This is a genomic window from Afipia massiliensis (genome assembly GCF_001006325.2).
GTDB lineage: Bacteria > Pseudomonadota > Alphaproteobacteria > Rhizobiales > Xanthobacteraceae > Afipia > Afipia massiliensis_A.
The window spans coordinates 2,997,667-3,021,567 of sequence record NZ_LBIA02000001.1; the positions used below are offsets into that span (position 1 = coordinate 2,997,667).

At 62.4% G+C, this 23,901-nt stretch carries 24 protein-coding genes and 1 riboswitch; of the genes, 11 read left to right on the forward strand and 13 right to left on the reverse strand.

Annotated features, from left to right (window positions below; genetic code table 11):
* Positions 1-93: 93 nt before the first annotated feature.
* Both YH63_RS14300 and YH63_RS14305 read right to left on the reverse strand, forming a co-directional pair.
* A complete protein-coding gene (locus tag YH63_RS14300) occupies positions 94-495 on the reverse strand; it encodes a hypothetical protein (protein WP_046827018.1) in 402 nt (133 codons plus the stop codon).
* A 36-nt stretch (positions 496-531) separates the two neighbouring features.
* Positions 532-768, reverse strand: a complete 237-nt coding sequence (locus YH63_RS14305) for a hypothetical protein (RefSeq protein ID WP_046827017.1) — start codon at positions 766-768, stop codon at positions 532-534.
* A gap of 261 nt (positions 769-1,029) precedes the next feature.
* Between YH63_RS14305 and YH63_RS14310 the strand changes: the two genes are divergently transcribed.
* From YH63_RS14310 to YH63_RS14320, 3 genes are all read left to right on the forward strand, one after another.
* Positions 1,030-1,869 (forward strand): helix-turn-helix domain-containing protein, encoded by an 840-nt coding sequence (locus YH63_RS14310; protein ID WP_046827016.1) that lies wholly within the window; start codon positions 1,030-1,032, stop codon positions 1,867-1,869.
* Between the two features lie 58 nt (positions 1,870-1,927).
* A complete protein-coding gene (locus tag YH63_RS14315; protein WP_046827015.1) occupies positions 1,928-2,476 on the forward strand; it encodes a hypothetical protein in 549 nt (182 codons plus the stop codon).
* Between the two features lie 70 nt (positions 2,477-2,546).
* Complete coding sequence (locus YH63_RS14320) at positions 2,547-3,239, forward strand: DsbA family oxidoreductase (protein WP_046827014.1); 693 nt, start codon at positions 2,547-2,549, stop codon at positions 3,237-3,239.
* Between the two features lie 122 nt (positions 3,240-3,361).
* Here YH63_RS14320 and YH63_RS14325 read toward each other — a convergent pair whose 3' ends face one another.
* Complete coding sequence (locus YH63_RS14325; RefSeq protein ID WP_046827013.1) at positions 3,362-4,615, reverse strand: MFS transporter; 1,254 nt, start codon at positions 4,613-4,615, stop codon at positions 3,362-3,364.
* Positions 4,616-4,843: 228 nt separating this feature from the next.
* Between YH63_RS14325 and YH63_RS14330 the strand changes: the two genes are divergently transcribed.
* Positions 4,844-5,635, forward strand: a complete 792-nt coding sequence (locus YH63_RS14330; RefSeq protein ID WP_052753901.1) for an AraC family transcriptional regulator — start codon at positions 4,844-4,846, stop codon at positions 5,633-5,635.
* A 9-nt stretch (positions 5,636-5,644) separates the two neighbouring features.
* Here the strand turns inward: YH63_RS14330 and YH63_RS14335 are convergent, their stop codons facing one another.
* On the reverse strand, positions 5,645-6,589 hold the full coding sequence (locus YH63_RS14335) for a cupin-like domain-containing protein (RefSeq protein ID WP_046827012.1): 945 nt from the start codon (positions 6,587-6,589) through the stop codon (positions 5,645-5,647).
* A complete protein-coding gene (locus YH63_RS14340) occupies positions 6,586-7,812 on the reverse strand; it encodes a GNAT family N-acetyltransferase (RefSeq protein ID WP_052753812.1) in 1,227 nt (408 codons plus the stop codon). Before YH63_RS14340 ends, YH63_RS14335 begins: the two co-directional genes overlap by 4 nt.
* A 381-nt stretch (positions 7,813-8,193) precedes the next feature.
* On the opposite strand from YH63_RS14340, the gene YH63_RS14345 reads away from it, so the two are divergent.
* Positions 8,194-8,523: a PilZ domain-containing protein gene (locus YH63_RS14345; protein ID WP_046827011.1), complete on the forward strand. Its 330-nt coding sequence runs from the start codon at positions 8,194-8,196 to the stop codon at positions 8,521-8,523.
* 46 nt (positions 8,524-8,569) lie between these two features.
* Positions 8,570-8,818: a PilZ domain-containing protein gene (locus YH63_RS14350; RefSeq protein ID WP_046827010.1), complete on the forward strand. Its 249-nt coding sequence runs from the start codon at positions 8,570-8,572 to the stop codon at positions 8,816-8,818.
* A 13-nt stretch (positions 8,819-8,831) separates the two neighbouring features.
* On the opposite strand, the gene YH63_RS14355 is transcribed toward YH63_RS14350, so the two are convergent.
* The gene (locus tag YH63_RS14355; protein ID WP_246658059.1) at positions 8,832-9,107 is read right to left on the reverse strand and encodes a PilZ domain-containing protein; all 276 of its coding nucleotides are present in this window, start codon (positions 9,105-9,107) and stop codon (positions 8,832-8,834) included.
* Between the two features lie 312 nt (positions 9,108-9,419).
* Between YH63_RS14355 and YH63_RS14360 the strand changes: the two genes are divergently transcribed.
* Positions 9,420-9,686, forward strand: coding sequence for a hypothetical protein (locus YH63_RS14360; RefSeq protein WP_046827009.1), 267 nt, complete (start codon positions 9,420-9,422; stop codon positions 9,684-9,686).
* A 21-nt stretch (positions 9,687-9,707) separates the two neighbouring features.
* On the opposite strand, the gene YH63_RS14365 is transcribed toward YH63_RS14360, so the two are convergent.
* Complete coding sequence (locus YH63_RS14365) at positions 9,708-9,893, reverse strand: hypothetical protein (RefSeq protein ID WP_046827008.1); 186 nt, start codon at positions 9,891-9,893, stop codon at positions 9,708-9,710.
* Positions 9,894-10,085: 192 nt separating this feature from the next.
* Here YH63_RS14365 and YH63_RS14370 point away from each other — a divergent pair, with 192 nt between their 5' ends.
* The gene (locus YH63_RS14370; protein ID WP_046827007.1) at positions 10,086-10,274 is read left to right on the forward strand and encodes a hypothetical protein; all 189 of its coding nucleotides are present in this window, start codon (positions 10,086-10,088) and stop codon (positions 10,272-10,274) included.
* Positions 10,275-10,402: 128 nt separating this feature from the next.
* Here the strand turns inward: YH63_RS14370 and YH63_RS14375 are convergent, their stop codons facing one another.
* The gene (locus YH63_RS14375; RefSeq protein WP_046827006.1) at positions 10,403-10,681 is read right to left on the reverse strand and encodes a hypothetical protein; all 279 of its coding nucleotides are present in this window, start codon (positions 10,679-10,681) and stop codon (positions 10,403-10,405) included.
* A gap of 128 nt (positions 10,682-10,809) precedes the next feature.
* Positions 10,810-10,944 carry a hypothetical protein gene (locus YH63_RS21920; protein ID WP_283809704.1) on the reverse strand — a complete coding sequence of 45 codons (135 nt, stop codon included), beginning with the start codon at positions 10,942-10,944 and terminating at the stop codon, positions 10,810-10,812.
* 1,053 nt (positions 10,945-11,997) lie between these two features.
* Between YH63_RS21920 and recA the strand changes: the two genes are divergently transcribed.
* Entirely contained in the window at positions 11,998-13,086 is a 1,089-nt protein-coding gene (gene recA / locus YH63_RS14390; protein ID WP_046827003.1) for a recombinase RecA, read from the forward strand.
* A 319-nt stretch (positions 13,087-13,405) separates the two neighbouring features.
* On the opposite strand, the gene gcvP is transcribed toward recA, so the two are convergent.
* Genes gcvP through gcvT form a run of 3 tightly spaced genes read right to left on the reverse strand, consistent with a single transcriptional unit; the run spans position 13,406 to position 17,853 of the window.
* The gene (gene gcvP, locus YH63_RS14395; RefSeq protein WP_046827002.1) at positions 13,406-16,270 is read right to left on the reverse strand and encodes an aminomethyl-transferring glycine dehydrogenase; all 2,865 of its coding nucleotides are present in this window, start codon (positions 16,268-16,270) and stop codon (positions 13,406-13,408) included.
* An 11-nt stretch (positions 16,271-16,281) separates the two neighbouring features.
* Entirely contained in the window at positions 16,282-16,647 is a 366-nt protein-coding gene (gene gcvH / locus YH63_RS14400; RefSeq protein ID WP_046827001.1) for a glycine cleavage system protein GcvH, read from the reverse strand.
* A 30-nt stretch (positions 16,648-16,677) separates the two neighbouring features.
* Positions 16,678-17,853, reverse strand: coding sequence for a glycine cleavage system aminomethyltransferase GcvT (gcvT, locus tag YH63_RS14405; protein WP_046827000.1), 1,176 nt, complete (start codon positions 17,851-17,853; stop codon positions 16,678-16,680).
* A gap of 134 nt (positions 17,854-17,987) precedes the next feature.
* A riboswitch (glycine riboswitch) is annotated at positions 17,988-18,077 on the reverse strand.
* A gap of 357 nt (positions 18,078-18,434) precedes the next feature.
* On the opposite strand from gcvT, the gene alaS reads away from it, so the two are divergent.
* On the forward strand, positions 18,435-21,101 hold the full coding sequence (alaS, locus tag YH63_RS14410) for an alanine--tRNA ligase (protein ID WP_046826999.1): 2,667 nt from the start codon (positions 18,435-18,437) through the stop codon (positions 21,099-21,101).
* Between the two features lie 31 nt (positions 21,102-21,132).
* Here the strand turns inward: alaS and YH63_RS14415 are convergent, their stop codons facing one another.
* A complete protein-coding gene (locus tag YH63_RS14415) occupies positions 21,133-21,966 on the reverse strand; it encodes a universal stress protein (protein WP_046826998.1) in 834 nt (277 codons plus the stop codon).
* A gap of 189 nt (positions 21,967-22,155) precedes the next feature.
* Here YH63_RS14415 and ybaL point away from each other — a divergent pair, with 189 nt between their 5' ends.
* Complete coding sequence (ybaL, locus tag YH63_RS14420) at positions 22,156-23,895, forward strand: YbaL family putative K(+) efflux transporter (RefSeq protein WP_046826997.1); 1,740 nt, start codon at positions 22,156-22,158, stop codon at positions 23,893-23,895.
* The last annotated feature ends 6 nt before the right edge of the window (positions 23,896-23,901 follow it).

Consider the following 23,901-nt stretch of genomic DNA (forward strand, 5'->3'; position numbering starts at 1 on the left):
ATGGCCGGAACGGAGATCGATAAACTTTTATCGAATGGAAGATGCCGGGCGGATGGCGTATCCGGCCCGGCATTTGTTTTGGGATGATGACGCTTAGCGCGCTGCAACGGCGCTCGCGCTCTTGCGCAGCCCGATGAACTCGAGCTCCGCGAACACGCCGACGGCGATCGCCTGCATCACGATGAAGGCCTGTCCGAGCAGATTGGGCGAGACCCAGCCGCTTGCGAGTAGCAGGATGCTGTCGATGGTCCAGACCGCGTTGATGGCGATCACGGCCCATACGGCCACCTTCGACATCATCTCACGCGAGGCGAGGTAGCTGACGCCCAGAGCGAACGCCACCAGGATGAGGCCGGTGTTGCGCAGGAAGGCTTCCGGCAGGTTCAGCAGTGAAGCAAGGAAACCGGCGCCGAACACCAGCAGCAGCGCGGCGGCTCCGCTGAAGGCTGCATCGATCTGAAGAGCACGGCGAAGGAACAGGGATGGATTGATCATGATGGTTCTCCTTTGGGTTGGTCGGTGGTTGGACGATCAGGATTTGCGGCGGCGGGCGAGGGCCTGACGCAGCAGGGTGAACGGGCAGAGGGTTTTCACGGCGCGCCGCTCAGCGGCAGCGACATGCGCAAACACGAGCGCGCCGGTGTGGTGGAGCAGAGGCTCGGGCATGTTGAGTGAGCGCGCCGTCATCCGTGTCGCGAGCCGGAGCACCCAGTTGAAGGCGTCGGCGGGACGGCTGTCGGCGGCGGTTGGGCGGTCATGCGTGATCATCGGTCATCTCCTGTGGTGCAGAAGATGATCCGGCGGCGGGACCAAATCGATTACCTTGCAGGTAATGGAACGTGCGAAATCTGCATGGTAGCGTGGCGGTTCGCTAGTCCGCATCGCCCTCAAACCGGGATCCGTTTGCGGACTAGCGAACCAAAGCCACGCTACAAGTTATAATTTCCTAGTGTCCTTTCGAATCCGACGTTCGCTAAGAGGGCGCTGCAGGTGGGGCGAACGTCGGATTCGGGACACTAGGTTTCAGCCATGATGAACCCACAGTCTTCGGCGCGCCGCGCCGTCAAATCCGCCGCCAAGGCGAGACCCAACGCCTTCGGCGATCATTTGCGCGAATGGCGGCAGCGCCGCCATCTCAGCCAGCTCGACCTTGCGGGCGATGCCGAGATTTCCGCGCGGCATCTGAGTTTCGTTGAAACAGGCCGCGCCGCGCCATCGCGCGACATGGTGCTGCGCCTTGCCGAGCGGCTCGACGTGCCGCTGCGTGAGCGCAACGTGTTGCTGGTGGCGGCGGGTTTCGCGCCGGCATTTCCCAATCGCTCGCTCGACGATCCCGCGCTGGCGGCGGCACGTCAGGCGGTCGAAACCGTGTTGAAGGCGCACGAGCCTTATCCGGCGCTGGCGGTGGACCGGCACTGGAATCTGGTGTCGGCCAACGCCATGATCGCGCCGTTCCTCGCGGGCGTCGCGCCGTCATTGCTGGCGGCGCCCATCAACGTGATGCGCCTGAGTTTTCATCCGCAGGGGATCGCGCCGCTCACCGTCAATCTGGCCGAGTGGTGCGCACATCTGCTGGAGCGCCTGCATCGCCAGTGCGAGGCAACCGCCGATCCCATTCTGATTGCACTCTACGATGAGCTGAAAACCTATCCGATTCCGGCACGAAAGACGCCGCATCTCGTCGGCGCGGAGAACAGTCTTGCGGTTCCGTTCCAGATGCGGATGGGCGACGATGTGCTGAGCTTCATTTCGACCACGATGGTGTTCGGCACGCCGCTCGATGTCACGCTGTCGGAACTGGCGCTGGAGACGTTCTTTCCGGCGGACGACAAGACCACTGCGTTCATGAGGGCAATGCAGCCGCGGTGATTGCGTGTCCTCCGGTTCATCGCCTACAAGCGGGAACAACGCTTTGGACCGATGGACAATGATCGCCCCCGCAGTCGCCGTTGAAACCTACATTCTCGCCAAGGACGGCAACCGGCCGTTCCTGATGCGGCGTGCGTTCGCCACGAACGCCGAACTTGAAATGGTGGTGAAGACCGACGCCATTTCGTTTCCAGCCACGGCGAAGGGCGTGAAGGCCATCGCGGACGTTCTGGTTCATCGTTTCGGCATCGACTACGAAAACGTCTGCACGGTTTGCCTCTCGCGCCCTTCGGATGCTGACCGCCGGCACTTTGCGTGTCACTGGCTCGTCGGAATGTCCGCCAAGAGCGACGGCCAGGTCCGGGTCGGCTGCGGGCGCTACGACTGGCATTTCGGTTCGGACGGTCTGGTGGAAAAGCTCGTTATCACCATCGATGTGATGAACATGTTTCCCACTACTGAACTCGCGGCGACAATGAACTGGCTGTCCGGCCTGCCATATCCCTGGTGCACACCCGGCGAGGTTCTCGAAGGTATGCCGAAGGCAGAAGGATTCGCCGCGATTGAAGCTTATGTGAAGCAGGCTCGGATCTCGCCGGAGCGATAACGGCCGGTTACGCTCTTGCCTCATGGCTCCGTCGGCTTATCTTCCGGGTTCATTCTCGCGAGGACATCCGATGGACACCCTGAAGCCGCTGCAGATCGATATCGTCTCCGACGTTGTGTGCCCGTGGTGCTACATTGGCAAGAAGCGCATCGAGGATGCGCTGGCGCTGGCAAGCGATGTCCCCGTGCATGTGAACTGGCGGCCATTCTTCCTCAATCCGTGGGTGCCGCGCGAAGGCATTTCGCGCGACGAATATCTGACCGCGAAGTTCGGCTCGCCGGAAGCCTACAAGGGCATCGCAGGCCGTGTCGTGCAGGCGGCGGCGGAAGAGGGGCTTGAGTACAATTCCGATCGTGTGAAGCGTCAGCCCAACACCATGGATTGTCATCGCCTGATCCATTGGGCCGAGGCCTGGCAGGCAACTTTAGGCAGCCTGCCCAAAAACGGTGGCAAGGCTGCGCAGATGAAGCAGAAGCTCATGGAGCTGTATTTCCGCGACGGCGGCGATCTCACCAGCACGGACGTTCTGGTGCAGGCCGCGGCCGACATCGGCATGGATGCGGACAGCGTGCGCAAGCGCCTTGCCACCGACGAGGATGTGGATCTGATTTCAGGTCATGCGCAGGAGGCGTCCGAAAAGGGCATCTCCGGCGTGCCGACGTTCGTCTTTGCCGGTAAGTATGCCGTCTCCGGCGCGCAACCGGCGGACCAGCTCGCCCGCGCGATTCGGCAAATCTCGGCGGAGATCAATCAGGCAGCGTGAATTTAGCGTCAGCCGTCATTGCGAGCGAAGCGAAGCAATCCAGAGCAACAAAAAGAACTGGATTGCTTCGTCGCAAGTGCTCCTCGCAATGACGCCGGGTGTTATTGGCGACGCCATGGTTTTCACGCACTCGCCGCAGCCGGCGTCGGTAGCCGCGCTGGAAGGCAGGCCACCGCAACGAAGATGACAGCCGCCGCGCTTGCCATCAGGCGAAACAGCGTGTCGAAGCCGTAGTTGCCGTAGACGAACGAAATCATCGGCAGCGCCAGCGCGAGCACCGTGAAGCTGACGACATAGCGCACGCCATAGATGCGCGCGCGGGCTTCGCCGCTCGCCATCTTGCCGATCATGAAATCGTTGATCGGAATTTGCCCGAACGCGCCGAGCATGAAGCCAAACGCCGCCGCCAGCGCCCAGGCGTCGCGCAGGCCGGGCATTAGCGCAAAGAAAACGATCTGGATCGCGGCGACGATCAGAAACACAGTACGGGGCCCGAGCTTGTCGAGCAGGCTGCCGACGACAAGCTGCGCCAGCGAGGCGACCGCGAAGACGATGAAGGTGAATGCGCCGACCATGGTCGCGATGTCGCCCTTGGCGGCTGTGACGCCGCTTGCCGACAACCATTGCGTCATCTCGGTCGCGATGCCTTGCAGCCGCTCGTCGAAGATTTTCGGCAACGCGAAGGTCGTCGACTGGAACACGAGGCTGGAGACCGCCGTAGTGAGAAACACGATCGCGGAAATCCGCAGGATCAGCGCTTTCATGTCGGCAGAATGTGCCGGAGCGGCAGCAGCGGGTGCCGGCGCTTTCTGATGCGCGGTCGAGACTTCGCTCCATTGATGGACGGTGTAAAGCACGCCGATAATGATGGAGAAGACGCCCGGCACCACGAAGGCCATGCGCCAGCCGCCGTTGTCGATGAAGTAACCGGTGATCAGCGCCGCGCTGGCGACGCCGAGATTGCCCCAGACGCCGTTCACGGCGAGACGCATGCCGGTGTTCTTCCAGCGTTGCGTCACGATGGCGAGGCCGACAGGATGATAGATCGCGGCGAACACGCCCACCACAAACAGACCGATGCCGACCTGCAGCGGCGTCTGCGCGAATGCGGTCGCGATCGACGAGGCGCCAATGCCGACGAAGAATACCGCTATCATGCCCTCGCGGCTCCATTTGTCGGCGAGCCATCCGGCGGGCAGCGCGAACAGGCCGAAGGCGAAGAAGCCCGGCGTCGCGTATGTCAGGAGTTCGCTGTAGCTCAGTCCCCATTCGCGCGAGAGCGCGAGCGCTGCCACCGTCGCGAAGATCAGCGTGAACAGGTGGTCCAGATAGTGGCCGATGTTCAGGAACAGGAAGTGGATGCGGTCGCGCGTCATGGCAGGCCTTGTTTAGGCATGATCTGGTCCGAAAACCGGTACCACCCACGGATCAAGTCCGGGGGCAGGCTTTTCGGGATCATGCCTTCGATTCTGCCTCCAAAAGTACCCTTGGCACGATGGCGCTGTCATGCCAAAAATCGTTTAAAATCTGCCATTTCTCTAAAGCGCATGATCTTTACGGAAAACCGGTTTCCACTTTTCCGGATCATGCGCGGGTTACCGGTCATGACTCCGCGTCCACGCCGCAGCACCGATGCCAACGACTATCAGTTTGTGCCGCGTCCGCTTGCGGCGATGTCGAAGAGCTTCAGGGACGGTTTCGAGATCGAGCCGCACCATCACGCGCGCGACCAGCTCGTCTATGCTGTGACCGGCGTGATGCGGGTCCGCACTGCGACCGAGGCGTGGATCGTGCCGCCGGATCGCGCGGTCTATCTTCCAGCGCGCACAGAGCATTCCATCAGCATTCACGGTCAGGTGGAGATGCGCACGCTCTACATCGCGCGCGATGCCCATGACGACCTTCCATCCGCGCCGACCGTGCTGGAAGTCTCAGGCTTGTTGCGCGAACTGGTGCTGGCGATGATCGAGGAGCCGGTGATCTACGACGAGCAGGGACGCGCGGGGGCGGTGGCGTTTCTGATCCTGGCGGAAATTGCCAGCGCGCGGCGATTGTCGCTGGTGATCCCGATGCCGCGCGATCCACGCCTGCTGCGGGTCTGCAACGCACTGCTGGCCGATCCGGCAAGCCGTCTCACGCTGGATAGCTGGGTCGATACGGCGGGCGCGTCGGCGCGGACGCTGGCGCGGCTGTTCGAGGCTGAACTGGGATTGAGCTTCGCGGCATGGCGGCAGCGCGTGCGCTTCCACAACGCGCTGGAAGCTATCGTCGCGGGCGAGCCGATCTCGCGCGTCGCAGAGCGCAACGGCTATCGCAGTTCAAGCGCGTTCTCGGCTGCGTTCCGCAAGGCGATGGGCCAGCCGCCCAGTTCGTTAAGGAGTGAGGGAGGGGCGTGAGCGGTTAGCTCACGCCTTCTTCAGATAGTAGTTCGCATTCTTGCCGAGGGCGATGCGGCGGATGATCCGGCGCATGGTCTCCGATCCGCGCAGCGGTTCGATGATCGCGGCGGCGGCGCGGTAGACGGCGAGCTTTGTGCTGTCCAGCGCGGGCCTTGCGCCCGGAGCGGCCTGCGGCAAGCCGATGCCGCGCAGCATCGAGTTGAAGCGATGCAGGTCGTTCAGCCGGCGCACTTCCTCGGTTTTCCAGGTGATCGCCATCGAGATCGAATGCGATCCCGCTGTCTTCACCCAGTGCGGCCACTGATAAGGAATGTAGCAGCCGTCGCCGGCGTCGAGATTGAACTCGATCCCGCGCGGCCGGAAGCTCTCGTGGAAGGGCACGTTGCGGTGCTTGACGGTGGAATGCTCGACCTGCGCGTCGTCGGCGATCTTGCCGTCGCGGTTGTCGTAGACGGCGAAGATCTTCTCGCCGCAGATCTGCACGAAGAAATTGTCTTCGGCATCCATGTGGAACGGCGTGGTCGAGTTTGGCGACGACACGAACAGGAAGCCTTCGATCTGCGAGAAGCCGGCATCCTCGATGCTCTTGAAGCCGCGTGCACGGGCCACCGACGTCAGCGCGTCTTCGAGCAGTTGGCGATACTCCGGGGATTTCTCCACGCGCTTGAGCACCATCCATGCGCCCGCGGTCTGAATGCGGTTGACGACCTCGACCGGATCGAGATCGACGCTCTTCACCTTGTCCGGGTCCTGGCTGACGGAGGCGTCGCCGGAATTGTATTCGATCAGGTCGCGCGGCATGTCCGAGGCAAGCTGTGCGATGCGCGACAGCGTCAGCAGCGGATGGCCCGCGAGCTTGTGGCGGATCGCGAACGGCTTCAGCGGAAAATCGCGCTTCAGCGATTCATTGTCGGCGGTGATGACCGGCGAAATGCTTGAGGCGACGTTCATGAGCGTGTCTCCCGGAGTTTTCTGATGGTGTGAACAAGGCGGCGCGCCGGCTCGCGAACGAGCGTGCGCAAGGCGAGGCCGAGCCGGATGGCCGGCACGAATGGATCGCGGCGATTGAGCGGGATCAGCACGTCGCCGATGACAAGGCGCCCGCGCCAGATCGGATCGATCATGGGATGACCCGGGATCGCGGTGGAATCGACCATCGTGATTGTGTCATCGGCGCACATGTGGCGCGTCAGCTCCAGCGTCAACTGAACCCCGGGCGACCATTTGGCGAAGTTTTCGTCGACACCGAGCTTGAAATAGAAGGCGCGGTCGAGGTGCCGGAGCACGATGCCGGAGGCGACCGGCGTTTCGCCGGCATGCAGCGTCACGATTTCGCAGTTGCCGCGCGCCGCGGCATCAAACACCGCGCGGCGAACGAAAGCGGCGTCGCCGTCGTGCTGCGCCAGCGCCGTGCCGCGCTTGGCCTTCCAGCCGCTGGCTTCGAGGGTGAGGAAAATTCCAAGGTCGCGTTTGATTTCGCTCGGCGCGGTCGCGATCGTGAAGATCACGTCGCCATGTTCGGCGAGCCGGTTGCGCTGGCGGCGAAGCTCTTTCAGCTTTTTCGGCCCGAGCGCGTCGCGGAGCAGATCGTCGGCGTCGCGTGTTGCGTCGAGGCTGGCGCGCGCATGGCTTTGCAGGATGCGCGGCTTCAGCCCGCGGTACGCGAGTGCGCGGGTCAACGATGCCATCGCCGCGCCTTCGAGCGGGATGTCACGCAGGATCAGCGCATGCGCCCCGGCGTTGCGTGCCTGTTGCATCAGTTCAGCGGCGGCCTCGTCGGCCTGGTCGCGATCGAGCAATGGCGTGGCGAGTGTGCCGTAAGGATCGGCGCTGACCAGCGCGGGCAGGGGAAGGCCGTAGGCGCGCCAGGCGGAAATCACCGGCAGCAGGCCGATCAGGCGCGGACTGTCATTGTTCGCGGTTGTGGCTGTGAGGGCGCGGACGTTGGTGCGTCCCTGCGCGGACGCATTCACAGCCAGCTTCCATTCGGGCAGATAATAGCCGTTCGGCTCAACGGCGTTGTCGCTCAGGCGGCGCCAGCGCTCAGTGGAGACCATGTCGAGCGGTGCGAGCGCGGCGGTTGATTCAGCCGCGGAACGGTCGCTCGTTCGCTCACGAGCAAAACTCACCTCGCGGCGCGCGGCGGCTTGTGTTGCATCGGCAATCTCGACCACGTCCCTGATCCCATTCCACGTGTTCTTCGGCACGCGGCCTTTCGGAGCTGTGTGCGCTGTTGTTTTTGGCGTCCCTGATTTTCGACGGTATGCGCCAAACATCAAAATCGGATGTGGGATTAGGGTTAAATGCGGTGCGCTTTTTTCATCGGTTGTTAACGATGCTGGCGCGCTCACGAAGGCGTGACAGCCGTTGCCGGTATCATTCGGTTGGAAACCGCCGCGTGCAGGAAAATTTAAGCAATTGCGCGCAACCTACAATTACCATGACACCGCCTGCGTGACATTTCAGCGGCGGTGGGAATTTTAAGAAGTCAGTTTTTGTAAACCGAGATTCTCGGAGCGCAATTTTACCAGGCAGCAATCTCCACGGAGGTCGCAATGGGCAAGGAACTTCGTAAGAGCCAGCGGATCGATTTCGAACGCGGCATTGATGTGCAGATCATGGGAATCGACGGCACCTGGCGCCGGTCGTGCCGGATGCTGGATGTGTCCGAAGGCGGCGCTTTGCTGAAAGTTGACGGCTCCGTCGGCGATCTCGATCTGAAGGAATTTTTCCTGCTGCTGTCCTCGACCGGCCTCGCTTACCGGCGATGCAAGATGGTGCGGGTGAACGGCGACCAGGTCGGCGTGATTTTTCTGAGACCTGACGTCAAGAAGAAGTCGGCATCCCCATCTGCGCGACGGGTGCCAGTGGAAGGATTGGCCTGACGTCAGATCCGCAAGAGCGTTGTGAGAGTCCGAGGTGTGAGCCTTCATGCATCAAGATCGTCGCTTCAACCGCGTCCGGCCTTCGGGGAATCTCTCCCGCTCGGCCAGCATCATCGTCGACCTGAAATCTCCGGTGATCCGCTGCAACGTCGTGGATTATTCCGCGGGCGGCGCTTGTCTCGAGGTTGCACCCGGCAAGCCGTTGCCGGACAGGTTCGAGCTGCTCTACGCCGGATCGAAAAAGAAATGCCGCGTGGTGTGGGTGAAAGGCCCGCGCCTCGGCGTTTCGTTCTAGCTGCCGGGCGCCTTCAGTCGAACGCGATGCCGACGCGCTGACCGTTATTCCAGACCATGCGGCAGCGGGCGACAAAATCATCCGCCTTGATGGCAAGGCTGAATCGCGGCGGGATCATCGCGGCATTGGCGACATCCAGCGCCGCGCCGCGGTTGGATATGTTGCGTACCGTGCAGTCGACGCCCGCGCCATTGAACGTGATGACGCCGCCCTTGAAAACACGACGACGCGTTTCCGACCGCCTCTCCGCCAATGGTGTGTCTGTCATGGCCGCGACCTTGTGAGTCATGGCCGCCACCGTAGGTACAGCGGGTTGCCAGTCCATAAAGCGATACCTGTTGCTGCCTTGGCTCGCGTTCAGGATTGATTCACGACATTGAGCCGGGGCGTGCCCGGGCCCGGCTGGAACAGCTGCACAGCGGCTAACTCATGCCCCTTTGCAGGGTTTGCCTCGCCCTGGTCGCGTCCTGCCCCGTCTTGGCCATCGTTTTGCGGTGGGGTAGACTGTCGATGGCGGGCAGGCGCGCGTCCGGACGACGGCGTCCAGGTTCACAACAAGTCCCAATCTCACAACAGATTGATTGATCCGGGGAGAGTTTCGATGCGGGTGTTTCGTGTGGCGATGCTGATCGGCTTGACGATGGTTCCCGTCGCTGTGCCGGCATATGCCCAGATGATGCCGGGGTTCAAACTGGGAGAAGGCAAGGAATACTCCGAGGAAGAAAAGGCGCGCGCGAAGGCCAACGAGGACGCGGCGAAGGCCGCGCGGTCCAAGATCCCCGATGCCAAGGCGAGCAACGATCCATGGGCCACGGTGCGAACCGAGCCTGCCGCGAAATCCGCCAAGGCGAAATCGACCGCGAAGTGAAGTTCCTGCCGCGCGGCGGCGTTACTTCGGGATCTTCGTCTCTGCGGAAAGCCAGTTGTTCAGATTGACGGCAACGTCGAGCTGGCGGGCCTTTTTCAGAAGATCGTCGCGCTGCTCGCATGGCGGCATCGCGCGGGCCTTGTCCCGGGTTTCATCCGCGATTTTCTGCCACTTCTCTCCGATGGAAATCTCGTTCGTCCTGTGCATGGATGACGCTCTCCTGGCTGTCAGGTGTGAGCACACCGCTTTGTGATCGCCGGTGCATGGTCTGTCTCAACCCCCGGTTGGCTGAAACGATCCGCAGGCGCGCAACGCCCGTGCGTCGTATTTTTTTGCTCCACGAAGGAACCAATCTCGCCCCGCATTCGTCTGTCACATAAGACATTACGCGGTGGGACGATGACTGGTCTGATCCGATTGGTGCAACACTGGCTCTGGCCAGCGGCTGCGGAAATTTCGACAGAAGCGCAGGACACGACCAGCATGGCAGATCTGGTGCGGTTGCTCGGAACCGAACACGAGCCGGCTGCTCCGGTCGACGGACAGGGCGAGGGGCAGGCGAACGAGGCCGACCGTTCCGGTTCCTGACGCACGACAGTTTCGGCAAAATTACGATTCACGCAGAGCCGGAAACACAAGAGGCCCGCCAGGTGCGGCGGCCCTCGCGATGTTCGGCGCGGTTCGGCAAGCCGCACGATCATGCCGCGCCGGCGGCGTTACTGCTTGGGCATATCCATGCCCTTGTGCGGATCGTCGGCTTTCATGCCGTCCATCATCGCCATGTTCTTGCAGCAACCGCACATGCGCATGCCGGACTGTTTCATGGACACGGCAGGCTTGTCAGCCATCGGGTCGATAACGGCGGCGGACCTGCCGCACATGCCGCCCTGGGAGGTGGTGTTCTGAGCCTGCTGGCCCGAGCCGCCACACATCGCGGCAGCCGGTGAAAGGCCGATCAGCAGGGCTATGGTAGTTGAAGCGAGAAGTGTGCGCATTGGCTTTTTCTCCCTTGTTCAGGAGAACCTGGCGGCAGACGCACAGAATCGGGGTCAATTCTTTGTCAGTCGCGACAGGTGACGGCTGATGACATCGCGCAGGGCAAAACGAGGCCATTGGGATCATCTTACCACACCAGCGAGTAATAGACGGTGGCTCCGATCAGAAGCAGTCCGCCTAGAATGACCAGCGACAAAAAGAACCACTCTGCCGCCGAAAGCGGCTCAGTACGCGGATCGAAAAAATCATCCGGCTGAGACATCGCGCATCACCGAACGCAGGAGTTCGACGTTAACGCTCGCAGCTTTATATGCCTGTTCACCTTCCGACAGAACCGAAAAACAAACCCCGCGCCGGGAAGCGGGGGTGGCAAACCGACGCGGAACTCATATTGCGGTCATGTTTGGGTGGCGATGTGCGCTCACTTGAATCACATACCGGAGTAAGAAATGAAATTCTCATTCGCCCTTGTTGGACTTGCCGCTCTCAGCATTTTTGCGGTCACTGAAACCGCGTCAGCGATGCCGAACGGCTTGACCACACAGAGCGGCATCGAATCGAACGTAGATCAGGTTCGCCTGGTGTGTGACCGTTACGGACGTTGCTACCAGTCGCGTGGATATGGCTATCGAAGCGGGCCACGTTACGGCCATGGCCACCGGTATGGCCATGCACCGCGCTACGATCGTCACCGGGGAGGCGGGTACGGGTACGGTCACGGAGGTGGTGGCGGGAATTGGCGCCCCGTTGGCCGCTTGTAAGTTTTGAAAAGAGGGCTTCGGCCCTCTTTTTGTTTATCCTCTATGTCCAAGTCGACGAGTTGACCTTCACTCCGGAGCTTGATCGTTAAGGAAAAGGATGAGGCCGCCAACTGAGGCGGCCTTTCTAAACGTGACTATAGTTTCTGGTCGTCTGAAAAGGCCCAGATCCAAAGGAAAATAATATTCACGAGCGGCACGAAGTACAGCAAAGACCAAGCCCAGCTGCGGCCGTTTTTCTGCAGAATCTTTCCGATTGGAATCGGTGGTGTGAGCACGAACAAAACGACCAACCAGTGCCAAATACTGAAATTTCCCATGCGACCCCCCAATTTTCCCTGAAACACTTTTCTGGCATGGGAGCGCAAATCAAAACAGGCCACTAGGGGTTAAAACAGGCCAGTACCGCCCCTCGCAAAAGAACATATTGCGAACCTAGAACAAATAGGGTACATTTTGTTCCATCGGATCGATCCTGATTCCGGTCCGCCGCAGGGGCAGCAGGCCAGCCAGCTTGTTTGTCCGGCTGGCGAATCCCGTTCATAAGGAGCACCACTATGGCCCCCGCCGCCCTGCGTATCGTTGAAGGATCATCCATGGACAAGACCAAGGCCCTGTCGGCCGCGCTCTCACAGATCGAGCGCCAGTTCGGCAAGGGCTCCGTGATGAAGCTCGGCAAGAACGACCGCTCCATGGATATCGAGACGATTTCCTCGGGGTCGCTCGGGCTGGATATCGCGCTGGGCGTCGGCGGTCTGCCGAAGGGCCGGGTGGTCGAGATCTACGGGCCGGAATCGTCCGGCAAGACCACGCTGGCGCTGCACACGGTGGCCGAGGCCCAGAAGAAGGGCGGCATCTGCGCCTTCATCGACGCCGAACACGCGCTCGATCCGGTCTATGCCCGCAAGCTCGGCGTCAATGTCGATGAACTTCTGATCTCGCAGCCGGATCACGGCGAGCAGGCGCTGGAAATCGCCGACACACTGGTGCGCTCCGGCGCGGTCGATGTGCTGGTTGTGGACTCGGTGGCGGCGCTGGTGCCGCGCGCCGAACTCGAAGGCGAGATGGGCGACAGCCTTCCCGGCCTGCAGGCGCGGCTGATGAGCCAGGCGCTGCGCAAGCTGACCGCCTCGATCAACAAGTCCCACACCATGGTGATCTTCATCAACCAGATCCGCATGAAGATCGGTGTGATGTACGGCTCGCCGGAAACCACCACCGGCGGCAACGCCTTGAAGTTCTACGCGTCCGTGCGCCTCGACATTCGCCGCATCGGCCAGATCAAGGAACGCGACGAAGTGATCGGCAACTCGACCCGCGTCAAGGTCGTGAAGAACAAGCTGGCGCCGCCGTTCAAGCAGGTCGAATTCGACATCATGTACGGCGAGGGCGTCTCGAAGCTGGGCGAAATTCTCGATCTCGGTGTGAAAGCCGGGATCGTCGAGAAGTCCGGCGCATGGTTCTCCTATGACAGCGTGCGCCTCGGTCAGGGCCGCGAGAATTCCAAGACCTTCCTGAAGGCCAATCCGGAAGTGACGGCGAAGATCGAAGCCTTGATCCGCCAGAACTCCGGCCTGATCGCCGAGCAGATCCTCGCGGGCTCGCCGGAGCGCGATGCCGACGGCGAGGAGCCTGTGGAAGACTAAATCTATTTCCGGCTCGGGCTTAATCGCCCGGGTTTGGGTGCGATCCGAAAAGAACGGGAATCCTTTTCGGGCATCCATCGCACCTTCGGAAAGCAAACGGGCGTTGTGGATGTTGAGTTGCCGACATCCCCAGCGCCCGATTTGTTTTTGAAGAGCAGGGCGGCAGCGTTTCTCTCCGCGTCGTCCCGGCCAAGCGTAGCGCGAGCCGGGACCCATAACCCCTGCATTCGTTTGGCGCGTTGCGCGCTCGACACATGAACCACAGTCCAGTGATTGTCCCCGCTCTCGCGGGGACGACGACTTGGAAGCTCCGAGCGTGTTACTCCGCAGCCTGCGCGTAATCCGCCACCGGCGGGCAGGAGCAGACCAGATTGCGGTCGCCGTGGACGTTGTCGACGCGTCCGACCGGACACCAGTACTTGTCGGTACGCGAGGTGCCGGCCGGGAAGCAGCCCTCGGCACGCGAATACGGCCGGTCCCACTTGTCCTCCGCGATGTCGTGCACGGTGTGCGGCGCGTGGCGCAGCGGCGACGCCTCGATTTTGAAACGCCCGGATTCGACGTCGGCGATCTCGCGGCGGATCGCGATCATGGCGTCACAGAAGCGATCGAGCTCGGCCTTCGATTCGGATTCCGTCGGCTCGATCATCAGTGTGCCCGGCACCGGGAAGCTCATGGTCGGGGCATGGAAGCCGTAGTCGATCAGGCGCTTGGCGATGTCGTCCACGGTGACGCCGGATCCCGCCTTGAGCCCGCGCGGATCGACGATGCATTCGTGCGCCACGCGGCCGTTGTGGTTGCGATACAGTACCGGAAAATACGGATCGAGACGTTTGGCGATGTAGTTCGCGTTCAGGATCGCGACTTCCGTGGCGCGGGTCAGGCCTTCGCCGCCCATCATCAGGATGTAGATGTAGGAGATCACAAGGATCGACGCCGATCCGTAAGGCGCGGCCGACACGGGACCAACCGCAGCGTCCCTATCGTTTGTGATATTCGCCGGAAGGAACGGCGCGAGGTGCTTCTTCACGCCGATCGGGCCCATGCCGGGGCCGCCGCCGCCGTGCGGGATGCAAAACGTCTTGTGCAGGTTGAGATGGCTGACGTCCGCGCCGTAGTCGCCGGGCCGCGCGAGTCCGACCTGCGCGTTGAGGTTCGCGCCGTCGAGATAGACCTGTCCGCCGTGGCCATGAACGATGTCGCAGATCTCGCGGATGTGTTCCTCGAACACGCCGTGGGTCGAGGGATAGGTGATCATTACTGCGGCGAGGTCGTTCGCGTGCTCGTCGGCCTTCTTGCGCAGGTCTTCCACGTCGACGTCGCCGCGCGCGTCGCAGGCGACGACAACCACGTCCATGCCGACCATGCTGGCGGACGCGGGGTTGGTGCCGTGGGCCGAGGAGGGGATGAGGCATATCTTGCGGTGCGGCTCGTTGCGCGAGGCGTGATAGGCGCGGATCGCCAGCAGCCCGGCATATTCGCCCTGCGCGCCGGAATTCGGCTGCAGCGACACCGCGTCATAGCCGGTGATGTCGGCGAGCCACTTCTCCAGCGTGCCGAACATGGTGTGATAGCCGGCGGCCTGTTCCTTCGGCGCGAACGGATGCAATCCGCCGAATTCGGGCCAGGTCACCGGGATCATTTCGGTGGTGGCGTTCAGCTTCATGGTGCAGGAGCCGAGCGGGATCATGGCACGGTCGAGCGCGAGATCGCGGTCTGAGAGTTTGCGCATGTAGCGCAGCAGTTCGGTTTCTGAGCGGTGCTCGTGGAACACCGGATGGGTCAAGAACTTGCTGGTGCGCGCGAGAGTGGACGGCAACGCGTCGCGCGCCTCCTTCTCGATGTCGGCATAAACAAGATTGCCGCCGAAGGTGCGCCACACGCTCTCGATGATCGCAGGCGTCGTGGTCTCATCCAGCGCGATGCTGACGGTGGTTTCATCGAGCCGCAGATTGACCTGCTCATGCGCGGCGTGGGAGATGATCGCCTGCCGCTGGCCGTTCACGGCCACTGTGACCGTGTCGAAGTAGCTGTCGTTCAGCGGCGCGAAGCCGAGCTTGCGCAAGCCGGTCGCCAGAACTGTTGTGCGCCGATGTACGGTGCGCGCGATATGCGTCAGTCCTTCGGGGCCATGATAGACTGCGTACATCGACGCGATCACGGCGAGCAGCACCTGCGCGGTGCAGATGTTCGATGTCGCCTTTTCGCGTCGGATGTGCTGCTCGCGCGTTTGCAGCGCGAGGCGATAGGCGGGCGCGCCGCGTGAATCCACCGACAGACCGACGATGCGGCCGGGCAGGGAGCGCTTCAGTGCGTCCTTCACCGCCATGTAGGCCGCGTGCGGTCCGCCGTAGCCCATCGGCACGCCGAAGCGCTGGGTCGAACCAATGGCAATGTCCGCGCCGAGATCGCCGGGCGAGGCGATCAGCGTCAGCGCCAGAGGATCGGCGGCGACGACGGCGATGGCGCCCTTTGCCTTCAACGCGGTGATCGCGGCGCGCGGATCAATGAGGCTGCCGTGCGTGCCGGGATACTGGAACAGCGCGCCGAAGACATCAGCCTTGTCGAGGTCACGCGCCGGATCGCCGACGATCAGCGACCAGCCGAGCGGTTCGGCGCGGGTGCGCAGCACGGCCAGCGTCTGCGGATGCACCTCATGATCGACGAAGAACGCCTTGGTCTTCACCGAGGACGAGCGCTCGGCGAGCGCCATGGCTTCCGCCGCCGCCGTGCCCTCATCCAGCAGCGAGGCGTTGGCGATGTCGAGCCCGGTCAGATCGCAGATCATGGTCTGGAAGTTGAACAGCGCCTCCAGCCGCCCCTGGCTGATCTCGGGCTGATACGGGGTGTAGGCTGTGTACCACGCGGGACTCTCGAGAATATTGCGCTGAATCACCGCGGGCAGGACCGTGCCCGAGTAGCCTTGGCCGATCAGCGAGGTGAACACCTGATTGCGTGCGGCGATGCCGCGCATATGCGTGATCGCGTCGATTTCGCTGAGCGGCTTGCCGAGATCGAGCGGCGCCTTCAGCCGGATCGAGGCCGGCAGCGTCTCGCTCATCAGCGCCTGAAGGCTCGATGCGCCGACGGTTTGCAGCATGGCGTCGATGTCGCGCGATGAGGGGCCAATATGCCGGCGGACGAAATCGACAGCGGGTTCGGCAGGCTTGCGATGCGCGGTCATGCTTTTTCTCCTCAGGCCGTGTGGGCCTTGTAGGCGGCTTCATCCATCAGGCCATCGAGATCGCTCTTGTTGGCGATGCGCAGCTTGAAGAACCAGGCGGCCTTGCCGGGATCGGAATTCACCAGCGACGGATCGGCGGCGACGGCGTCGTTGACCTCGAGGACTTCACCCGCGATCGGCGCATAAACGTCGGACGCCGCCTTGACGCTTTCCACCACGGCGGCGGCTTCCGCCTTCTTCAGCGTACGGCCGACCTTCGGCAGTTCAACGAACACAACGTCACCGAGTTGAGTCTGCGCGTAATCGGTGATGCCGATGGTGGCGACATCGCCGTCGATCTGGAGCCATTCGTGATCGGAGGTAAACAGCGTGGTCATGGTGTCCTCAGCGTTCCAGTGTTGGTGTTGCTATCGTTTGTAACCGTTGGGCACGAACGGCATCGCAGAGACGCGCAGGGCTAAGCGCTGCCCGCGCACGTCGGCGAAGACAATCGTGCCTTCGGTGGAAAGAGGTGTCGGCAGATAACCCATCGCCACCGGAGCATTCAGGGTCGGCCCGAAGCCGCCGGATGTGACGGTGCCGATTTTGTCTGCTGATGTTTCACTGGCATAGAGCGACGCGTGCTCGCGCACCGGCGCGCGGCCCTCAGTGCGCAGGCCGACACGGCGGCGCGATGCGCCAGTCTCGAATTCTTTCAGGATAATGTCAGCGCCGGGGAAACCTCCCATCCGTGCGCCGCCGTTGCGGCGGCTCTTTTGCACGGACCACTCCAGTGCGCCCTCGACCGGGGTGGTGGTGGTGTCGATGTCGTGGCCGTAAAGACAGAGGCCGGCTTCGAGCCGCAGGCTGTCGCGCGCGCCAAGGCCGATCGGCAGCACCGCAGGGTCGGCGAGCAAAGTGGTTGCGAGGCGTTCGACGTCGCTTGCTGGAACTGAAATCTCGAAACCGTCCTCACCGGTGTAGCCCGAGCGCGAGACGAAGCAGTCGATGGCTCGACCAGAGATTTGCACCTTGTGCGCTCCGGCATCCATGAAACGCATTGCGGCGACCGTCGGCGCGTGCTTGCTCAGCACCTCGACCGCCTTCGGTCCCTGCAGCGCGATCAGTGCGCGGTCCGGCAGCGGCTCGATGATGCACACGTCGGAGAGATGTTGCCGAAGATGCGCCTCGTCTTCGGTCTTACAGGCGGCGTTGACCACCAGGAACAGATGATCGCCGAAATTCGCCACCATCAGGTCGTCGAGAATGCCGCCGGCCTCGTTTGTGAACTGCGCATAGCGCTGGCGGCCGCGCGGGACGGCCAGAATGTCCTGCGGTACCAGCCGTTCCAGCGCGCGGGCGGCATCCTCGACCTTGCCGGATTTCGCCGTGAGCGTGATCTGGCCCATGTGGGAGACGTCGAACAGGCCCGCGGAGGCGCGGGTGTGGAGATGTTCCTTCAGCACGCCGGCGGCGTACTGCACCGGCATTTCGTAACCGGCGAACGGCACGATCTTGCCGCCGCGCGCCACATGCAGGTCATGCAGCGGAACGCGCTTCAGCGCAGTGTCGGCAGGGGAGGATGGACGTTCGGCGGCTTGCATGGTCGGGCTCCTGACAGATTCGGGACCAGTTCCCGAAATCATGCCGAAGCCCCATCTGTCGCTGCGCCTGAGAGTATTATCCCGTCGGCGGATGCCGCGCCGGACGGTCCGGCCGCATCTCTTTCCAGATTTCAGTCAGTCACACGGTCCGTTTGCCTGAGAGTTTCCGGGGCGGTTGCTCCTTCGGCGCCGGCGCAAAGCCGATCTCTCCCGACGTGACTTGTCAGCTTAGCATATAGCTCACATAAGCAGGGAAACACGCCTTTCGAGGCCCTGTCAACGCAACTGCGAGATTATCAACGGGCTTCGCGGCACCATTGAGACGGCTTGCAAGCCGCTGATCTGGTGCACACTTTCTGGACATTGCTGGCCCGTTCCGTCTAGAAACGGGGCAGGACAAACCGCGCTGCACGCGTCATTGAAGGCGGGCTGCGCGGGAAAGCGTTTTCGAGCGAAGTGGGACCCGGTTCGCGTGAAGAAAACGCGCCAAGACAAAAGAGCGTTTTCGGGCGAAACGGCGAGCGTTTTGCGTGACGAAAATGCATCAGAACATCAGAGCTTTTGGGCGCGATTGGACGATTATGAGCGGCGTTAACGAGATCAGGTCGGCGTATCTGAATTATTTCGCGAAAAACGGTCACGAGATCGTGCCGTCTTCGCCGCTGGTTCCGCGCAACGACCCGACATTGATGTTCACCAATGCGGGCATGGTACAGTTTAAGAACGTGTTCACGGGTCTTGAGAAGCGGCCCTATGAGCGCGCGACCTCGTCGCAGAAATGCGTCCGCGCCGGCGGCAAGCACAACGATCTCGACAATGTCGGCTACACCGCGCGCCATCACACCTTCTTCGAGATGCTCGGGAACTTCTCGTTCGGCGATTATTTCAAAGAGCGCGCGATCGAACTTGCCTGGAATTTGATCACCAAGGAGTACGGCCTCCCGAAGGACAGGCTGCTTGTCACGGTTTATTCCGAGGATGAGGACGCGGCGAAACTCTGGAAAAAGATCGCGGGCCTGCCCGAATCGAAAATTATCCGGATCGGGACGTCGGACAATTTCTGGCAGATGGGCGACACCGGCCCCTGCGGTCCGTGTTCCGAAATCTTCTTCGACCACGGCGACAAGATCTGGGGCGGCCCTCCCGGTTCGCCCGAGGAAGACGGCGACCGCTTTATCGAGATCTGGAATCTCGTGTTCATGCAGTTCGATCAGATCGCGCCCGGCAACCGCGTCGCGCTGCCGAAGCCGTCGATCGACACCGGCATGGGTCTGGAGCGCATCGCTGCCGTCCTTCAGGGCAAGCATGACAACTACGAGATCGATCTGTTCGTCGCATTGATCCGCGCCATTGCAGAGTTGACCGGCGCCGATCCGCAGGGCGAACAAAAAGCGTCGCTGCGTGTGATCGCTGACCATCTGCGCGCGTCGTCGTTCCTGATTTCCGATGGCGTGCTGCCGTCCAACGAAGGCCGCGGCTACGTGCTGCGCCGGATCATGCGCCGCGCGATGCGTCACGGGCAGTTGCTCGGGGCGAAAGAGCCGCTGATGTATCGCCTCGTCTGGGCGCTGGTGCGCGAGATGGGCCAGGCCTATCCCGAACTGGTGCGCGCCGAGAACCTGATCGAGGAAACGCTGAAGCTGGAGGAAACCCGTTTCCGCAAGACACTGGATCGCGGCCTCACAATTCTGGACGAGAAAAGCGCGTCGCTGAAGAAGGGCGATATGTTCGACGGCGAGACCGCGTTCACGCTGTACGACACCTATGGCTTTCCGCTCGATCTCACACAGGACGCGCTGCGCAACCGCGGCATCGGCGTCGACATCGCCTCGTTCACCGACGCGATGGAACAGCAGCGCAAGAAGGCGCGCGCGGCGTGGGCCGGGTCCGGTGACACCGCGACCGAGAATATCTGGTTTCCGTTGCGCGAGAAACTCGGCGCGAGTGAGTTCTTGGGCTACGACACAGAGATCGCCGAAGGCGTCGTCACCGCTCTGGTGAAGGACGGCAAGGAGATCGAAGCTGCCGCGACCGGCGACAGCGTCGCGATCGTCATGAACCAGACGCCGTTCTATGCGGAATCTGGCGGTCAGGTCGGCGACACCGGAATTTTGAGCGGTGATGGCGTGCGTGTGCGCGTCACCGACACCCAGAAGAAGGCGGGCGATCTTTACGTGCATCTCGGCACCGTCGAGCAGGGCACGCTGAAGCTCGATCTACCCTTGCAACTTGAAGTCGATCACGCGCGGCGGACGTCGATCCGCGCCAACCACTCCGCCACGCATTTGCTGCACGAAGCGTTGCGTCAGGTGCTGGGCGATCACATCGCGCAGCGCGGTTCGCTGGTTGCTCCCGAGCGGTTGCGCTTCGACTTCGCACACAACAAGCCGATCTCAGCTGATGAACTTCGCCGCATCGAGGACATCGCCAACGATGTCGTGCTGGAGAACGGTGAAGTCCTCACGCGCTCGATGGCGGTGGACGATGCGCGGGATTCCGGCGCGCGCGCGCTGTTCGGCGAAAAGTACGGCGACGAGGTGCGCGTGGTGTCGATGGGCGCGGGGCAGGGCAATGCGCTCGGCTGGTCGGTCGAACTGTGCGGCGGCACCCATGTGCGTCGCACCGGCGACATTGGACTGATCTCCATCAGCGGGGAAAGTGCTGTGGCCTCCGGCGTCCGGCGCATCGAGGCGCTGACCGGAAACAATGCGCGTCATGCCGTGAACGCCACTATTCACACCGCGAAGGCAGCGGCGGCGGAGTTGAAAACCACGCTGGACGATTTGCCGGCGCGTATCGCCGCACTCGTCGAGGAACGTAAGAAGCTGGAAAACGCGCTGTCTGACGCGCGCAAGAAGCTGGCCATGGGCGGCGGAGCCGCGGCCGGCGGCGGCGCGGCTGCGACGTCCGACATCCGCACCATTGGCGATGTGAAATTCCTCGGCCGCGCCGTGCAGGGCATCGAGATGAAGGATCTCAAGAGCCTTGCCGACGACGGCAAGAAACAGATCGGCTCCGGCGTGGTCGCGATTATCAATGTCGGCGAAGACGGCAAGGCTGGCGCGGTGGTCGGCGTCACGGCGGACCTGACCTCGCGGTTCAGCGCGGTCGATCTGGTGAAGATCGCGTCGGAAGCCTTGGGTGGCAAGGGCGGCGGCGGCCGTCCCGACATGGCGCAGGCCGGCGGCCCCGATGGCGCGAAGGCGGACGCAGCGCTGAAGGCGATCGAAGCCGCGATGGGCGCTTAGCGGACGCGCCTTCGAGGCGCATCCGCGACATTCAGTGCGACATGAAGACCGGAACGGTCATCGTGGACAGGATGCCCCGCGTCGCGCCGCCGAGCACGAATTCGCGCAGGCGCGAATGCCCATAGCCGCCCATCACGATCATGTCGGCCGAGCAATCCGCAGCGTGCGACAGGATTGAATCGGTGACATCGATATGGGACCCCGAGATGGTTTTGACCTCGGCCTTGATGCCGTGATGTTCCAGATGTCTTGCGATCTCGGCGCCGCGAACTTCGCGCTTCGGATGTTTGGCTCTCTCGGTGACGACGACCACAATTTCAACGGTTTCAGCCTTTCTCAGGAACGGTAGCGCATCGTTGATGGCTCGCGCGGCGGCGGCGCCTCCATCCCAGCAGCACAACACGTGGCCGAGCTTCAGCCCGGCTTTCTGGATGTAGGGCACGATCATCACGGGTCGTCCGGAACTGAACAGGGCCGCTTCGATCAGAAGTTCGTTGTTTGCGCCATCCGCCCCGGACTGCTCAAGAACGCTGAGATCGAAACGCCGCGCCATCGTCGCAAAGGCTTCGCTCGGGCTGAGACCGCCTTGAGTTACAAGATGGTGCTCGGTCGAGATACGACGTCGCTGCGCCGCCATCTCAAATCGCTCGACCGCCGCGCGGGCAGACTTTTCGCTGGCGGCCAGTATTTCCGCAAGCGCTTCAGAGGGCAGGCCGGGCATCATGAAGGCCGGCATATTCACCAGGTCGCCGAAAGCAATGCAGGTAAGGTGTGCGTCGAATGCTTCGGCGACTGTGACGGCATAATCAAGAGCGGGATCATGCGGGTTGTCGCTCTCGACCTTGAGGAGGATGTCCCTGATCATGGCGGTCCCTCGCAGCAACGCGGGCGGAATGCCGGATCGACGCGGATCAAGCGGGTGGCAATCGAGCCCACTCAGTTGATATCTAATCTTGCACGTCGTTTTTCAATGGCCTCACCGCGCTTGGTCACTGCGGCGATGAGTAGCGAAGGATGCACTTGCATCTATCTTCTTCATGCAGCAAAATGCGGCATGCATCACAATACTCCTTTGATTTCAACGGTTGTCGTCGGCCTCGTACTGGCTTTCATACTCGGCGCGCTGGCTCAGCGGGTCCGTATCTCGCCGCTTGTCGGTTATCTCCTCGCGGGCGTCGTCATGGGCCCGTTTACGCCCGGTTATGTGGCGGATCAGAACATCGCCAACGAACTCGCCGAGATCGGCATCATTCTGCTGATGTTTGGCGTCGGCCTGCATTTCTCGCTGAAGGACCTGCTGTCGGTGCGCGCCATCGCTGTCCCCGGCGCGGTGGTGCAGATCGCAGTAGCGACGCTGCTCGGCATGGGCCTCGGCTGGACGCTCGGCTGGCCGATCGGCGGCGGGCTGGTGTTCGGGCTCGCGCTGTCGGTTGCCAGTACCGTTGTGCTGCTGCGCGCATTGCAGGAGAGGCGGCTGGTCGACACAGAGCGCGGGCGGATCGCCGTCGGCTGGCTGATCGTCGAGGACCTCGCCATGGTGCTGACGCTGGTGCTGCTGCCAGCGCTTGCCGGATTGCTGAAAGGCGAGGGCGCCAATGGCCTCAGCGCTTATGCCATGGCGCAGCCGGTCCTCATCACGCTCGGCAAGGTCGCGGCATTCGTCATCTTCATGCTGGTGGTCGGCCGCCGGGTGATTCCGTGGATCCTGCATTACGTTGCGCACACCGGCTCGCGCGAACTGTTCCGCCTCGCCGTGTTTGCGATCTCGCTTGGGGTCGCCTTCGGCGCGGCGATCCTGTTCGATGTCTCGTTCGCGCTCGGTGCATTCTTCGCCGGCATGATCCTGAGCGAATCCGAGCTCAGCCAGCGCGCGGCGAACGAAACGCTGCCGCTGCGCGATGCGTTTGCCGTGCTGTTCTTCGTGTCCGTCGGCATGCTGGTCGATCCTGCGATTATCGTGCGCGAACCGCTGCCGTTGCTCGCGACTGTCTTCATCATCATCTTCGGAAAATCCGTCGCGGCGTTCGGCATCGTGCGCATGTTCGGGCATCCGACATCGACGGCGCTGACGATCTCGGCGAGTCTCGCCCAGATCGGCGAATTTTCCTTCATTCTCGTCAGTCTCGGGGTCAGCCTTGCGCTGCTGCCGGATCGCGGCCGCGATCTGGTTCTTGCGGGCGCGATTATCTCGATCATGCTGAACCCGCTGTTCTTCGCGCTGCTCGATCGTTATGAGGCGAGGAAGAATGCAGCCGAGGAAGCTGCGGAGGCCGCGGCGGCAGCACAGTCCGCGCAGGACACCGCTGCCGAGGCCGTCGCAGAAGCTGCAAGGGTGTCTGCAAAGAAGAAGTCGGCCCGCGTGGAACTGCCGGTCACGGCGCTAACCAATCATGTCGTGCTGGTCGGGTACGGGCGCGTGGGAAGTGTTGTCGGCAAGTCCCTGCAGCAAGGAGACGTGCCGTTCCTCGTCATCGAGGATGATCCGGGCTGCCTCGAAAGGCTCACCGAGGCCGGGATCGAGAAGATCACGGGCAATGCGGCTGCGCCGGGAATGCTGGTGGCGGCAAATCTCGAAGGCGCGCGCGGGCTCATCGTTGCGATTCCCGATGCGTTCGAGGGCGGCCAGATCGTCGCCAAGGCGCGCGCGATCAGCCTTACGCTGCCGATTATCGCGCGCGCCCATTCAGAAGAGGAAATCGCGCATCTGAAGCATCACGGTGCGAATTCAGTGATCATGGGCGAGCAGGAAATCGCCAAGGCGATGATCGCGCAAATCGGACTGGCAGGCGCCTAGACGCCT

What these genes read in the sequence shown, in the direction of transcription:
- YH63_RS14355 (WP_246658059.1), bottom strand. Translation starts at nt 9,107, where the DNA reads ATGACTCACAAGGTCGCGGCCATGACAGACACACCATTGGCGGAGAGG.
- ybaL (WP_046826997.1), top strand. Translation starts at nt 22,156, where the DNA reads ATGCATCACAATACTCCTTTGATTTCAACGGTTGTCGTCGGCCTCGTA.
- YH63_RS14335 (WP_046827012.1), bottom strand. Translation starts at nt 6,589, where the DNA reads ATGAACGTCGCCTCAAGCATTTCGCCGGTCATCACCGCCGACAATGAA.
- YH63_RS21920 (WP_283809704.1), bottom strand. Translation starts at nt 10,944, where the DNA reads ATGTCTCAGCCGGATGATTTTTTCGATCCGCGTACTGAGCCGCTTTCG.
- YH63_RS14315 (WP_046827015.1), top strand. Translation starts at nt 1,928, where the DNA reads ATGATCGCCCCCGCAGTCGCCGTTGAAACCTACATTCTCGCCAAGGAC.
- gcvT (WP_046827000.1), bottom strand. Translation starts at nt 17,853, where the DNA reads ATGCAAGCCGCCGAACGTCCATCCTCCCCTGCCGACACTGCGCTGAAG.
- YH63_RS14365 (WP_046827008.1), bottom strand. Translation starts at nt 9,893, where the DNA reads ATGCACAGGACGAACGAGATTTCCATCGGAGAGAAGTGGCAGAAAATC.
- YH63_RS14325 (WP_046827013.1), bottom strand. Translation starts at nt 4,615, where the DNA reads ATGACGCGCGACCGCATCCACTTCCTGTTCCTGAACATCGGCCACTAT.
- alaS (WP_046826999.1), top strand. Translation starts at nt 18,435, where the DNA reads ATGAGCGGCGTTAACGAGATCAGGTCGGCGTATCTGAATTATTTCGCG.
- gcvP (WP_046827002.1), bottom strand. Translation starts at nt 16,270, where the DNA reads ATGACCGCGCATCGCAAGCCTGCCGAACCCGCTGTCGATTTCGTCCGC.
- recA (WP_046827003.1), top strand. Translation starts at nt 11,998, where the DNA reads ATGGCCCCCGCCGCCCTGCGTATCGTTGAAGGATCATCCATGGACAAG.
- YH63_RS14350 (WP_046827010.1), top strand. Translation starts at nt 8,570, where the DNA reads ATGCATCAAGATCGTCGCTTCAACCGCGTCCGGCCTTCGGGGAATCTC.
- YH63_RS14360 (WP_046827009.1), top strand. Translation starts at nt 9,420, where the DNA reads ATGCGGGTGTTTCGTGTGGCGATGCTGATCGGCTTGACGATGGTTCCC.
- YH63_RS14330 (WP_052753901.1), top strand. Translation starts at nt 4,844, where the DNA reads ATGACTCCGCGTCCACGCCGCAGCACCGATGCCAACGACTATCAGTTT.
- YH63_RS14370 (WP_046827007.1), top strand. Translation starts at nt 10,086, where the DNA reads ATGACTGGTCTGATCCGATTGGTGCAACACTGGCTCTGGCCAGCGGCT.
- YH63_RS14305 (WP_046827017.1), bottom strand. Translation starts at nt 768, where the DNA reads ATGATCACGCATGACCGCCCAACCGCCGCCGACAGCCGTCCCGCCGAC.
- YH63_RS14300 (WP_046827018.1), bottom strand. Translation starts at nt 495, where the DNA reads ATGATCAATCCATCCCTGTTCCTTCGCCGTGCTCTTCAGATCGATGCA.
- YH63_RS14345 (WP_046827011.1), top strand. Translation starts at nt 8,194, where the DNA reads ATGGGCAAGGAACTTCGTAAGAGCCAGCGGATCGATTTCGAACGCGGC.
- YH63_RS14320 (WP_046827014.1), top strand. Translation starts at nt 2,547, where the DNA reads ATGGACACCCTGAAGCCGCTGCAGATCGATATCGTCTCCGACGTTGTG.
- YH63_RS14375 (WP_046827006.1), bottom strand. Translation starts at nt 10,681, where the DNA reads ATGCGCACACTTCTCGCTTCAACTACCATAGCCCTGCTGATCGGCCTT.
- YH63_RS14415 (WP_046826998.1), bottom strand. Translation starts at nt 21,966, where the DNA reads ATGATCAGGGACATCCTCCTCAAGGTCGAGAGCGACAACCCGCATGAT.
- gcvH (WP_046827001.1), bottom strand. Translation starts at nt 16,647, where the DNA reads ATGACCACGCTGTTTACCTCCGATCACGAATGGCTCCAGATCGACGGC.
- YH63_RS14310 (WP_046827016.1), top strand. Translation starts at nt 1,030, where the DNA reads ATGATGAACCCACAGTCTTCGGCGCGCCGCGCCGTCAAATCCGCCGCC.